The sequence below is a fragment of the Streptomyces ipomoeae 91-03 genome, from assembly GCF_000317595.1.
Taxonomy (GTDB): domain Bacteria; phylum Actinomycetota; class Actinomycetes; order Streptomycetales; family Streptomycetaceae; genus Streptomyces; species Streptomyces ipomoeae.
In genome coordinates this window covers 1-12,135 of the sequence record NZ_AEJC01000392.1, presented here as the reverse complement: position 1 = coordinate 12,135, position 12,135 = coordinate 1, and the positions used below count along the sequence as shown (strand labels likewise).

10 protein-coding genes, 2 tRNA genes and 1 pseudogene are annotated in these 12,135 nt (G+C 68.3%); 9 read left to right on the top strand and 4 right to left on the bottom strand.

What is annotated here, in order from left to right:
- Positions 1 to 32 precede the first annotated feature (32 nt).
- Positions 33 to 851 carry an Fpg/Nei family DNA glycosylase gene (locus STRIP9103_RS25185; protein WP_009322058.1) on the top strand — a complete coding sequence of 273 codons (819 nt, stop codon included), beginning with the start codon at positions 33 to 35 and terminating at the stop codon, positions 849 to 851.
- Positions 852 to 873: 22 nt separating this feature from the next.
- On the opposite strand, the gene STRIP9103_RS25180 is transcribed toward STRIP9103_RS25185, so the two are convergent.
- Positions 874 to 2,127 (bottom strand): GNAT family N-acetyltransferase, encoded by a 1,254-nt coding sequence (locus tag STRIP9103_RS25180; protein ID WP_009322062.1) that lies wholly within the window; start codon positions 2,125 to 2,127, stop codon positions 874 to 876.
- A gap of 214 nt (positions 2,128 to 2,341) precedes the next feature.
- Here STRIP9103_RS25180 and STRIP9103_RS25175 point away from each other — a divergent pair, with 214 nt between their 5' ends.
- Positions 2,342 to 3,514, top strand: coding sequence for a PP2C family protein-serine/threonine phosphatase (locus STRIP9103_RS25175; protein ID WP_009322041.1), 1,173 nt, complete (start codon positions 2,342 to 2,344; stop codon positions 3,512 to 3,514).
- 115 nt (positions 3,515 to 3,629) lie between these two features.
- Positions 3,630 to 4,106 (top strand): HD domain-containing protein, encoded by a 477-nt coding sequence (locus STRIP9103_RS25170; RefSeq protein WP_009322045.1) that lies wholly within the window; start codon positions 3,630 to 3,632, stop codon positions 4,104 to 4,106.
- 94 nt (positions 4,107 to 4,200) lie between these two features.
- Here the strand turns inward: STRIP9103_RS25170 and STRIP9103_RS25165 are convergent, their stop codons facing one another.
- A complete protein-coding gene (locus STRIP9103_RS25165) occupies positions 4,201 to 5,406 on the bottom strand; it encodes an acyltransferase family protein (RefSeq protein ID WP_009322047.1) in 1,206 nt (401 codons plus the stop codon).
- A 658-nt stretch (positions 5,407 to 6,064) separates the two neighbouring features.
- On the opposite strand from STRIP9103_RS25165, the gene STRIP9103_RS25160 reads away from it, so the two are divergent.
- A complete protein-coding gene (locus STRIP9103_RS25160; RefSeq protein ID WP_009322060.1) occupies positions 6,065 to 6,259 on the top strand; it encodes a hypothetical protein in 195 nt (64 codons plus the stop codon).
- Between the two features lie 158 nt (positions 6,260 to 6,417).
- Here STRIP9103_RS25160 and STRIP9103_RS25155 read toward each other — a convergent pair.
- A tRNA-Gly gene (locus STRIP9103_RS25155) sits at positions 6,418 to 6,488 on the bottom strand.
- Between the two features lie 264 nt (positions 6,489 to 6,752).
- Between STRIP9103_RS25155 and STRIP9103_RS25150 the strand changes: the two genes are divergently transcribed.
- From STRIP9103_RS25150 to clpX, 5 genes are all read left to right on the top strand, one after another.
- Positions 6,753 to 6,826: transfer RNA gene (locus tag STRIP9103_RS25150), tRNA-Pro, on the top strand.
- Between the two features lie 212 nt (positions 6,827 to 7,038).
- Positions 7,039 to 8,451: a trigger factor gene (gene tig, locus STRIP9103_RS25145; RefSeq protein WP_009322052.1), complete on the top strand. Its 1,413-nt coding sequence runs from the start codon at positions 7,039 to 7,041 to the stop codon at positions 8,449 to 8,451.
- Between the two features lie 489 nt (positions 8,452 to 8,940).
- The gene (locus tag STRIP9103_RS25140) at positions 8,941 to 9,555 is read left to right on the top strand and encodes an ATP-dependent Clp protease proteolytic subunit (protein ID WP_048820942.1); all 615 of its coding nucleotides are present in this window, start codon (positions 8,941 to 8,943) and stop codon (positions 9,553 to 9,555) included.
- 137 nt (positions 9,556 to 9,692) lie between these two features.
- Positions 9,693 to 10,373 (top strand): ATP-dependent Clp protease proteolytic subunit, encoded by a 681-nt coding sequence (locus STRIP9103_RS25135; protein WP_009322049.1) that lies wholly within the window; start codon positions 9,693 to 9,695, stop codon positions 10,371 to 10,373.
- 202 nt (positions 10,374 to 10,575) lie between these two features.
- Positions 10,576 to 11,862: an ATP-dependent Clp protease ATP-binding subunit ClpX gene (gene clpX / locus STRIP9103_RS25130; protein ID WP_009322050.1), complete on the top strand. Its 1,287-nt coding sequence runs from the start codon at positions 10,576 to 10,578 to the stop codon at positions 11,860 to 11,862.
- Between the two features lie 11 nt (positions 11,863 to 11,873).
- On the opposite strand, the pseudogene STRIP9103_RS25125 reads toward clpX, so the two are convergent.
- A pseudogene (locus STRIP9103_RS25125) lies at positions 11,874 to 12,135 on the bottom strand (AfsR family transcriptional regulator); the annotation flags it as partial.

Below are 12,135 nucleotides of genomic sequence, written 5' to 3'. Positions count from 1 at the left end.
CAGAGAGTCGGCCCAACCCCCGGAGGGACCCGTTGCCGGAAGGGCACACCATCCACCGCCTCGCCGAGGACTACCTCGCCCACTTCGGCGGCCGGACGGCCCACGTCACCAGCCCCCAGGGCAAGTTCACGGACGCCGCCGCCCTCCTCACCGGCACTCCCCTCACCACCGCCGAGGCCCACGGCAAACACCTCTTCCTCCACTTCGGCGACCCGAACACCGAGGAATGGGTCCACATCCACCTGGGCCTCTTCGGCAAGGTCGACTTCGGCGCCACCCCCGCACCCCCGCCCACCGACACGGTCCGCCTACGCCTGCGCAACGACACGTCGTACGTGGACCTCCGCGGCCCGACGACCTGCGCACTGATCACGGACGCCGAGAAGCAGGCCGTACACGCCCGCCTCGGCCCGGACCCCCTCCGCCCGGACGCGGACCCGGCGGTCGCGTACGGGCGCGTCTCCCGCAGCCGTACGACGATCGCCGCGCTCCTGCTCGACCAGAAGGTCATCGCGGGCGTCGGCAACGTCTACCGCGCGGAGGTCCTGTTCAGGCACGCCATCGACCCGTACCGCGCGGGCAAGGACATCACTCCGGCCGAATGGGACGCGATCTGGGCCGACCTCGTCGACCTCATGCGCGAGGGCGTACGCAACAACCGCATCGACACCGTCCGCCCGGAACACACCCCGGAGGCCATGGGCCGCCCGCCCCGCGTCGACGATCACGGCGGCGAGGTGTACGTGTACCGCAGGGCCAACCTCCCCTGCCACATCTGTGGCGGCGAGATCCGCACCGCCGACCTCGCCGCCCGCAACCTCTTCTGGTGCCCCACCTGCCAACAGAGGTGAGTCCCCCTCAGGGGCCCGCCCCCTAGAACCCGTGCGGTAACCAGGGCGCGACGGTGGACGAATGGAACCCCACCGACGCCTCCGCCAACGCGCCCTCCCGCAACTCCCGCACCAGCCCCGCCGCCCCCAGCGACGCGAGACTCACCCCGCCCAGATAGGCGGCCCCCAATTCCCGTACGGAAAGGGCGAGGTCAGCGGTGTCGTCGGTCCGCTCACAGCGCGCACCGTTCGCGTCCCCGACCAGCCGCCAACGCCCCGCGTTCCAGGGGCAGAACGCGTCCTCGACCTCCAACACCACATCCACCGGTGCCTGATACGTCCGCGCCCGAAGCGCCGCGCCCACGTCCACGAGCCGCAGGTGCAGATCGTCCTTGACCCGCAGCCCGCACCGCCGTACGTCCGACACCAGACGCAGCCACGGCTCGTCCACGGGCCGCCGGCTCGCGACGATCGACGACGTCAGGTCGATGCCGAACAGGAACCGCCACAACGCGGCATGCGCGGCGGCGTCCACCGCCTCCAGGGCCACCAGCATCACGACACCCTGGGCCCCGCCCGGCCCCCAGTCCGGCTTGACCCGGAACCGCGCATACCCCACGACCTCCGAGCCACCCCCGCCGCTCCCGTCGCCCCGCTCGGCCACCACGCACTGCAACGGCGAAGCCCCGTCCCGGTGTCGATCCGTGTCGAGCAGTTCCACCCGTTCCCAGCCGGGCTGCCGCGCCAGCATCCCGGGCCGCTCCGGTACCCGGCGCGCGTACACCGCCTCGCACACATCGAGGACTTCGACCGGATCCGCGTACCGCAGCCGTACGTCATCGGTGCCGGGCGGAACGGACAGCCGTACGCGGGTGGTGTCGATCTCGACGCCGAGCCGGTGCGAGGCGAGACCGTAGCCGAACCGGCCGTAGATCGCCGCCTCCGACGCGATCAGCACGGCCAGCGGCTGGCCCCAGGAGCGTATGTCGTCCAACTGCCGCCGCATCATGGCCGTCAGTACGCCGCGCCGCCGGTGCGTGGCCGCGACGCTCACCATCGTGACCCCGGCCGCCGGGACGAGCGCACCGCCGGGCACGGTGAGCCGGAAGTCGAACGCCCCCGCCGTACCCACGCATTGGGCGCCGTCCCACGCGCCGACGCACCGGTCGGGGTCGGTGAGCGCCTGGTCCAGGTCGCGTGCCTCGGCGGGTGAGGGGATTCCGCCGAAGGCCCGGACGATGTTGTCGTACCAGACCTTCCAGTCTTCTTTGCGCAGCACCCGCAGCTCGGTCGTCATATGCCATGCCTAGCAGGGCGATCCGGGACGAGCGAGTGAATTTCTCCTGACTTCTTCCGCGCATCGTGGGATCCTTCACGGGTGCCGCGCGAGGGCCCGAGGACGCGCTCCCGTGTGAGATCTGTGTGAGATTCGTCGTGAACCAGCCCTCGGAAGGGGGACAAGTAGGACCTCCTGTGCACAGGGGCTGGTCCGATGGATAAGGTCCCGAACAATGGCAGCAGGACGAGAGCGGCGCGCGGCGGCCGATACGTTCACGGCCCGGATGAAGAGGCTCACTCACCGGGCCCGCACCGGCGTGCGCAAATCCGCCGTCGACTACTTCCGCGGCGACGGCTCCGACTGGGTCGCCCTGGCCGGTCTGCTGCTGCTGATCCCGGTGATCGCCTGCCTCACGATGATCGACGAGGTGTGGTTCTCGCCGGCCGCACTGGTCCTCCCCATCGTCGCCGGCGGCCTCCTGCTGCGCCCCGCCAGTCTGCTCGCCCTCTACGCCGCCGCCGCGACCGCGCTGATCATCGAGTCCGTGAAACTCGGCCCGTACACCGAGGGCCCCGCCAGAGTGACCCCCGGCATAGTGCTGGTGGTCGCCGCCTGCGGCTTCTTCGGCCTCCTCATCGCCCAGTTCCGCAGCCGTGTCGGCGTCCCCTGGCGCCGCGGCGGCACCATGCTCTTCGACCTGCGCGAACGCATCCGGGTCCAGAGCAAGTTGCCACAGCTCCCCGCGGGGTGGCACCGCGAGATGGCCCTCCGCCCCGCAGGCGGCCAGTCCTTCTCGGGCGACTTCGTCGTGGCCGCCCGCACGAACGGCGGCCGAACCCTCGAAGTCGTCCTGACCGATGTCTCCGGCAAGGGCATGGACGCCGGCTCCCGCGCCCTTCTCCTCTCCGGCGCTTTCGGCGGTCTGCTGGGATCGCTCCCACCCCACGCGTTCCTCCCCGCGGCCAACGGCTATCTCCTCCGCCAGGACTGGGACGAGGGCTTCGCGACCTCCATCCACCTCGTCCTCGACCTCGACTCCGGCGACTACGAACTGTTCTCCGCCGGCCACCCCCCGGGCCTCCAACTCAGCGCGGGCACCGGCCGCTGGGAGGAGAAGGCCGCCGAGGGCCCCCTCCTCGGCGTCTACGACGGCGCCCAGTTCGACCCCGTGAAGGGCTCCCTGCGCCCCGGCGACGTCCTCATGCTCTTCACCGACGGCCTGGTGGAGACCTCCGACCGAGACATCGTCGAAGGCATCGACCGCCTCACCGGCGAAGCCGACCGCTACGTATCCGGCGGCTTCCACGGCGCCGCCTGGCACCTCATCGAAGCGGTGGCCAAGGACGTGAACGACGACAGGGCTCTCCTGCTGATCTGCAGAGAGGGACCGACTGCCCCCAGGTAGGCAGGGACAGAACGTCCTGGGAGAGGGAAGAGAAAGGGGGATGGCAGGGCCGAAGGGGCGGCGGGGGCGAAAATCCCCACACGTGAACCCACGACACGACAGGAGCCCCACCCCCATGCCCCAAACCCCCCTCCCCCTCCCCGAGGTAGAGGCCCTCGCCCGAACCGCCCACGCCACCCAGACCGACAAGGCCGGCCGCCCCTACACCGAACACCTCCAGGCAGTGGCCCACGGCGTAGCCACCCGCGGCGGCGACGAAGACCAAATCGCCGCAGCCTGGCTCCACGACGCCATCGAGGACAACGCCCTCACCGAGACCTGGCTGACCGACGCCCCCCTGACCCCTCGTACGAAGAACATCGTCCTCGCCCTCACCAAACGCCCGGGCGAACCGACGGAGGCATACGCGGCCCGCATCCTCGCCACCCCGGGCGCCCTCCTGGTCAAACAGTCGGACCTGGCCCACAACGCCGACCCGACCCGCCTGGCGGCCCTGGACGAGCCCACCCGCACCCGCCTGACCCACAAGTACGCCCGCATGCGAAACCTCCTCGGCCTGCCGGAAGAACCGACGACCGAGGAGGCACCGTAGAAACCGCGACGAACGAAGCAGTGACCGCAACGCGGGCGGACGAAACAACTACAACGCAAGCGGGCGCGTCAACCGCAGCGCATGAACCGGAGGTCTAAGCCTTGGCCCCGACCTTCCCACGCCCCCGAGCCAACTCGGCGGCGTCCCGCTTGAACGCCCACTCCATCTTCGGCTCCATCGCGAACCGGAACATCCGCTGCACCGGCGGCGTGCACAGCAACGTGATGACGACCGCCGCGACAAAGGTGACGAAGAGCTCGCCGAGCGGCTGGTAGACCCAGGCGTTCGCGTCGTACCAGTCCCAGAAGCGCGAGCCCTTCGCGAGGAACCCGTGCAGCAGATAGCCGTACAGCGTGCCCGCGCCCAGCACGGTGAACCACATCTTCCGCCGTGGCACCCAGGAGAAGAAGCACGCGGTGAGCACCATGGAGCACCCGAAGAGCGCGAAGGTCATCACGACCCCGGCCCACCACGGCGCACCCAGCTCCTGAGCGCTGTCCCGGTGGTAGAACCACGCGGAGTTCATGTCCGGCCCCACCCAGTACGCGAGAGCCAGCGCGCACGCCATGACCGGCACGGACAGAATCCGCACCTCACGCCGGCGCATGAACTGGAAGTGCGCGGGCTTCATGAAGAGCCCCACGACGAAGAACGGCAGGAACTGCAGAACACGCTGGAGGTCGAGGTCGTCACCGATGTCCGGCGAGACGGAGGCGAGCGCGGCGATACCGAGCGCCAGCGGAATCGGCCAGCGCGCCACCTTCCACAGCGGCGTCGTCAGCCGCCACACGAACAGCGCGATCAGGAACCAGGTCAGATACCACGGGTCGAGCAGGCTGATCGGGTGCGACGGATCGTCGTCGGCGTACCGCTTGAAGAGGGAGTACGCGATCTCGAAGAGCACATACGGCACGGCGACGCCGGTGATCAGCCGCCGCAACCGGTCGGGGCGCATGTCGAAACTGCGCGAGAAGTAGCCGGAAATGAGGATGAACGCCGGCATGTGGAAGGCGTACACGACCATGTACAGCGCCTCGGCGGCGCGACTGTGATCGGTGAGCGGCTCCCAGGCGTGACCCATCGCGACCAGCACGATGGCCAGGTACTTGGCGTTGTCGAAGAACGCGTCGCGCTGCTTGGCCGGTCCGGCGCCCGGGGCCGTGGTGGAGCGCGGGGCCGACCCTCCGTCCGCCGGGGACTGCGGTGACGCCGCCTGGGCGAGCGGCGCTCTCTGGGGTTCGCTTCGTTGATCGCTTCGATGGTCGCTTCGGTGGTCTTGTGATCGCAGCGAGTTCGTCACAGACCCTCCCGCCGGAAACTTCGCGGGGCGGTCCGAGCACTCGCTGCGCAAGCGGGGGACGAGGCAGCGGTGAACATCTGAGGCACCCTAGCGTTGTCTGTGCGATTCCGTAAAACCATCGACGTTAATCCTGTATTGACGGTCTCGAATCACCTGCGAGTACCCCGGATTTGGTGAAGCAGGTATCGGTGGGAGCATCACGGTACGTACACCGAAGCCTCGTTGACATGCGCCCCTTCTGTCCGCATTCATACCGACTAAATGGTGCATAACGTGCGCAGGCGACTCTGGTGAAATGTCCGCTTGTTGGTGCGTGTTCAGGACTTCCGAAGCGTGTGTGACGTGCTCTCGATGCCGGCCTTGATGTGTCTGTGGCAACAATTCGAATTACCTGCGAACGCGATGTGCGCGTAGATGGGTGTGCGCGGAAACGATCAACCGGAGATCGACCGGAGATCGACCGGAGATCGCTCGAAATTACCGCCCAACACCCGCCGCCCGCCCGGCGATACGCCTACGGACGCCGCGTGACCGTGGCCGACGTTGCCTCACCTGCCGCATACGAGGGCCTGGTTGGTGGCACGATGGTTCTGGCGGGGTGCGCGTGGGGTTGGCGCCCCGGGCCGGGGAAGCGGACCGACCGAGGGTGTGATCTGTTGTGGCCATTTCGCTGTCAGTGGTGCTCTTGTTGGGGATCATCCTTGTCGTCCTGATGCGAGGGGGGAACATCAAGGCCGGCCCGGCCGTCGTCGCCATCCTCTTCGGCTTCTTCCTCGCCTCCACCGGCATGGCCGACGACATCCAACGCTTCCTGAACTCGATAGCGGAAACGATCAACTCGATCCAGTTCTAGCGACGCCCCGGGGGTGTCGCCCCCAGGGCAGGCCAAGAAGAAGCAAGATCGAAAGCCGAAGGGGCACGTGGGGGACGCACCGGACCGAACGGAGCCCCTGGAAACGATCAGGGCCAGATCAGAGGATCGAATCTCTGACCTGGCCCTGAGCCGTACAGAGCGGGCGACGGGAATCGAACCCGCGTAGCTAGTTTGGAAGACTAGGGCTCTACCATTGAGCTACGCCCGCACAGCTGGCGCCGCAGGTCGCGGGACCGCGGCACAGAAGGCATCGTAGCGGGTCGTACGCCCTCGCCGCACACCCCATTCCCGGCCGCGCCGGGCGGCGCCGTCGCGCGCTCGTGTCGCGCCCGCACCCCACCGGGGTCACCGCGCCGGCCGTACGCCCCGCGCGCCCGCGCTCGACACGGCGCACTCCGCGTAGTCGGTAAATCACTCGGCAAATGCGGCAGCCGCCCTGTCCGCGGCCATGTACCCTACGTGTCGCACCAGACGGGGTGTGGCGCAGCTTGGTAGCGCGTCCGCTTTGGGAGCGGAAGGCCGTGGGTTCAAATCCCGCCACCCCGACAATCGCGCCGGACGACGCGCCGGCCACCGGCGAGATCACCTTTTGGGGCGTGTACCGCCTGCGGTTACTATGCAAGCTGCGCGCCCGTGTGTCTGCACTCTTACGTCTCTCAAGGGCCCGCTAATCCGCTGAGGCGCTGCCCGGTCGTCTTCCTGATCCGGCAGAGGCACCCAGCAGAACCCGAAGAAGTCAGCCACAAGGAGACCGAACCGTGAAGAGCGCCGTGGAGACCCTGAACCCGACCCGGGTTCGGCTCACTGTCGAGGTGCCCTTCGAGGAGCTCAAGGACAGCCTCGACGCGGCGTACAAGAAGATCAACCAGCAGGTCACGGTCAAGGGCTTCCGCAAGGGCAAGATCCCGGCCCGGATCATCGACCAGCGGTTCGGTCGCGGCGCCGTGCTGGAGGAGGCCGTCAACGACGCGCTCCCGAAGCTGTACACCGAGGCGGTCAACGAGGCCGAGCTCAACGTCCTCGGCCAGCCCGAGGTCGACATCACGGAGCTGAAGGACGGCGAGACGCTGAACTTCACCGCCGAGGTCGACGTCCGTCCGACCATCGAGATCCCGGACTACTCCGGCATCGAGGTCGAGGTCGACGCCATCGAGGTCACCGAGGAGGACATCGACAAGGCGGTGGAGCAGCTCCGCGAGCGCTTCGCCTCCACCAGCCCGGTCGAGCGCGCCGCCGAGGACGGTGACGTCGTCACGATCGACCTTCAGGCCAAGGTCGACGGCGAGGTCCTGGAGGACGGCATCGCCGAGGGCGTCTCGTACACCATCGGCTCCGGCGAGCTGCTGGACGGCATCGACGACGCCGTGAAGGGCCTGGAGGCCGGGGCCGAGGCCACCTTCACCTCCGAGCTCAAGGGCGGCTCGGCGGCCGGCAAGGAGGCCGAGGTCACCGTCAAGGTCACCCAGGTCGCCGCCCGCGAGCTCCCGGCCCTGGACGACGAGTTCGCCCAGCTCGCCTCCGAGTTCGACACGCTGGAGGAGCTGCGCGCCGACAGCCGTACGCGCCTGGAGAACATGAAGCAGTACGACCAGGCCACGCAGGCCCAGGAGCGCGTCCTGGAGAAGCTGCTCGACCTCGTCGAGGTGCCCGTCCCCGAGAAGCTCCTCGAGGACGAGATCAACACCCGCAAGCACAACCTGGAGCACCACCAGCTCGGCCAGATGGGCCTCACCCTCGACAAGTACCTGGAGATCCAGGGCAAGACCGCCGAGGAGTTCGAGACCGAGACGCGCGAGGCCGCGATCAAGGGCATCAAGACCCAGTTCGTCCTCGACGAGCTGGTCGCCAAGGAGAAGCTGAACGTCAACCAGGAGGAGCTCACCGAGCACCTCATGCGCCGCGCCGCCTCTTCCGGCATGTCCCCGGACCAGTTCGCCCAGGCGGTCGTCGAGGGCGGCCAGGTCCAGCTCCTGGTCGGCGAGGTCGCCCGCGGCAAGGCCCTGGCCCTGGTCGTCGAGTCCGCCACGGTCAAGGACACGAACGGCGAGATCGTCGACCTGGACGACGAGGACGAGGACGCCGAGGGCTCCGCCGAGGAGACCCCGGCCGCCGCTGAGGCCGACGAGAAGGCCCCCGAGGCCGAGGAGAACGAGGAGAAGACGGAGGGCTGAGCCCTCACGTCACCTCTGCCGTGAACAGAAGGGCCCTGGGCGTGCGGAACGCTTCAGGGCCCTTCTGCGACTGTGCGGGGCGGCAGCCGACCCAAAAGGGCGCGGGGCTGTGCCGATATGCCACTGCGCCGTGTGGGCGCGGCCGGCCCACGACAAACCGCACCCGCCGATGCACGGTCCGTGGCAGACGTGTCTGCGGCCTGTACGTGGCTGCTCGCGCCTTGTACGTGGTTGCTCGCGCAGTTCCCCGTGCCCCTTCGTGAGCCGGGGGCGACCCGGCATCCCCCGCCCCACCAGCGGAGCGCATCCCCGGAGCGCATGCGCTGACAGCGAACAGTCTCCCTTCCGGGATTCCCCGGCGGAGCCGCCGCGTTAGGGTCCATGAATACGAGGGCAGGGCTGTCGGCGAAACGGCTCGGCCCCCGGAAGGGAAACGTGAGACGGCACGGCGCCGTCGTAAGACGAGCAGGTGGATACGTGACGAATCTGATGCCCTCCGCCGCCGGCGAGCCTTCCATCGGCGGTGGCCTCGGCGACCATGTCTACAACCGGCTGCTCAACGAGCGGATCATCTTCCTCGGCCAGCCGGTCGACGACGACATCGCCAACAAGATCACCGCGCAGCTGCTGCTCCTTGCCGCTGATCCGGACAAGGACATTTACCTGTACATCAACAGCCCCGGCGGCTCGATCACGGCCGGCATGGCGATCTACGACACCATGCAGTACATCAAGAACGACGTGGTGACCATCGCCATGGGCCTCGCCGCCTCGATGGGTCAGTTCCTGCTCAGCGCCGGCACCCCGGGCAAGCGCTTCGCGCTCCCGAACGCCGAGATCCTGATCCACCAGCCCTCCGCCGGCCTGGCCGGCTCGGCCTCGGACATCAAGATCCACGCCGAGCGGCTGCTGCACACCAAGAAGCGCATGGCGGAGCTGACCTCCCAGCACACGGGCCAGTCGGTGGAGCAGATCACCCGCGACTCGGACCGCGACCGCTGGTTCGACGCCTTCGAGGCCAAGGACTACGGCCTCATCGACGACGTGATCGCCACGGCCGCCGGCATGCCGGGCGGCGGCGGTACCGGGGCGGGGGCGGCCTGACCGGCGTACGCCGGCGCGGGCCCAGGCAGACGCCCTCAGCGTCCACGACGCCGCCCACGCCCCGCGTACCAGCCGTACCAGCCCCAGAAGCCCCAGCCGACCGCCTCAGCCCCCCTCAGGCTCCCAGGAGACCCACAGTGAACGACTTCCCCGGCAGCGGCCTCTACGACGGCGCGCGTGCCCAGTACACCGGCCCCTCGGCCGAATCCCGCTACGTCATCCCGCGCTTCGTCGAGCGCACCTCTCAGGGCATCCGCGAGTACGACCCGTACGCGAAGCTCTTCGAGGAGCGGGTGATCTTCCTGGGCGTCCAGATCGACGACGCCTCCGCCAACGACGTCATGGCGCAGCTGCTGTGCCTTGAGTCGATGGACCCCGACCGGGACATCTCGGTCTACATCAACAGCCCCGGCGGCTCCTTCACCGCGCTGACGGCGATCTACGACACGATGCAGTTCGTGAAGCCGGACATCCAGACGGTCTGCATGGGCCAGGCGGCCTCCGCCGCCGCCATCCTGCTGGCCGCCGGTACGCCCGGTAAGCGCATGGCGCTGCCGAACGCCCGCGTGCTGATCCACCAGCCGTACAGCGAGACCGGCCGCGGTCAGGTCTCCGACCTGGAGATCGCCGCGAACGAGATCCTTCGGATGCGCGCGCAGCTGGAGGAGATGCTGGCCAAGCACTCGACCACGCCGATCGAGAAGATCCGCGAGGACATCGAGCGCGACAAGATCCTCACGGCCGAGGACGCGCTGTCCTACGGCCTGATCGATCAGATCATCTCCACCCGGAAGATGAACAACACCTCCGTCCGCTGAGGCGGAAGGCTGTATTGTCTGCCGCCCCTTGGCATGGTTGGTGGCGTTTGACCCAGTGCACGACAAGGTGCACGTCAAAGCGAACCATGCCAAGGGGGGCCCGAACGGGGGGCCCGGCAAGGTACCGTCGACATAAGGCAGCACCAGGAGCCGCTGGACTTCTCATCGTCCAGGCGTCTCCCAGGCGAAGGGGAAGCACACCGTGGCACGCATCGGTGACGGCGGCGATCTGCTCAAGTGCTCGTTCTGCGGCAAGAGCCAGAAGCAGGTCAAGAAGCTCATCGCAGGGCCCGGTGTGTACATCTGCGACGAGTGCATCGACCTCTGCAACGAGATCATCGAGGAAGAGCTCGCGGAGACGAGCGAGGTCCGCTGGGAGGAACTCCCGAAGCCGCGCGAGATCTACGAGTTCCTCGAGGGGTACGTGGTCGGCCAGGAGGCGGCCAAGAAGGCCCTCTCCGTCGCGGTGTACAACCACTACAAGCGCGTCCAGGCCGGTGAGCACGGCGGCGCCCAGGGCCGCGACGACGCCATCGAGTTGGCGAAGTCGAACATCCTCCTGCTGGGTCCCACGGGCTCGGGCAAGACCCTTCTCGCCCAGACCCTGGCCCGCATGCTGAACGTCCCGTTCGCGATCGCGGACGCGACGGCGCTCACGGAGGCCGGCTACGTCGGCGAGGACGTCGAGAACATCCTGCTGAAGCTCATCCAGGCGGCGGACTACGACGTCAAGAAGGCCGAGACCGGCATCATCTACATCGATGAGATCGACAAGGTCGCGAGGAAGAGTGAAAACCCGTCGATCACGCGCGATGTGAGCGGCGAGGGTGTGCAGCAGGCCCTGCTCAAGATCCTGGAAGGCACCACGGCCTCGGTCCCGCCCCAGGGCGGCCGCAAGCACCCCCACCAGGAATTCATCCAGATCGACACCACGAACGTCCTCTTCATCGTCGGCGGCGCCTTCGCCGGCCTGGAGAAGATCATCGAGTCCCGGGCGGGTGCGAAGGGGATCGGCTTCGGCGCCACGATCCGCTCGAAGCGCGAGCTGGAGTCGAAGGACCAGTTCGAGGACGTCATGCCCGAGGACCTGGTCAAGTTCGGCATGATCCCGGAGTTCATCGGCCGTCTCCCGGTCATCACGTCGGTCCACAACCTGGACCGCGAGGCGCTGCTCCAGATCCTGGTCGAACCCCGCAACGCCCTGGTGAAGCAGTACCAGCGCCTCTTCGAACTCGATGGCGTCGAGCTGGACTTCGAACGCGAGGCGTTGGAAGCCATCGCCGACCAGGCCATCCTCCGCCAGACCGGCGCGCGCGGTTTGCGGGCCATCATGGAGGAAGTCCTGATGTCCGTGATGTACGAGGTCCCGTCCCGCAAGGACGTGGCCCGCGTAGTCATCACCGCGGACGTCGTCCACTCCAACGTGAACCCGACGCTCATTCCGCGCGACGCGCGGGGGCGGGGGCCGGGCGAGCAGAAGACGGCGTAGCCGCCAGGCACTCACAAGGAAGAGGGGGCGTCGTCGAGCACGATCAGCATCCGGCGGTCGGCGACCTGTGATTTGAAGAGGCAGATCCGGTCGGCCATGGTCTTCGGCACCGCGACATCGGGCACCCCCAGCCCGACGAGTACGCGGGTGAGGACCTCGGCGGGTCGCGCGGGGTGTCCCGGGCTGCCCTCCGGGTCCGCGAAGACCTGCCCGTCGGCGAAGTCGGCGCGGACCGAGTGGGCCGCGTGCAGCGCCGGCGCGGTCTTGCCGATT

Bases quoted from the DNA above. Each gene is read 5' to 3' on its own strand.
- STRIP9103_RS25180 (WP_009322062.1), bottom strand. From the start codon at position 2,127: ATGACGACCGAGCTGCGGGTGCTGCGCAAAGAAGACTGGAAGGTCTGG.
- STRIP9103_RS25175 (WP_009322041.1), top strand. From the start codon at position 2,342: ATGGCAGCAGGACGAGAGCGGCGCGCGGCGGCCGATACGTTCACGGCC.
- STRIP9103_RS25170 (WP_009322045.1), top strand. From the start codon at position 3,630: ATGCCCCAAACCCCCCTCCCCCTCCCCGAGGTAGAGGCCCTCGCCCGA.
- STRIP9103_RS25140 (WP_048820942.1), top strand. From the start codon at position 8,941: ATGCCCTCCGCCGCCGGCGAGCCTTCCATCGGCGGTGGCCTCGGCGAC.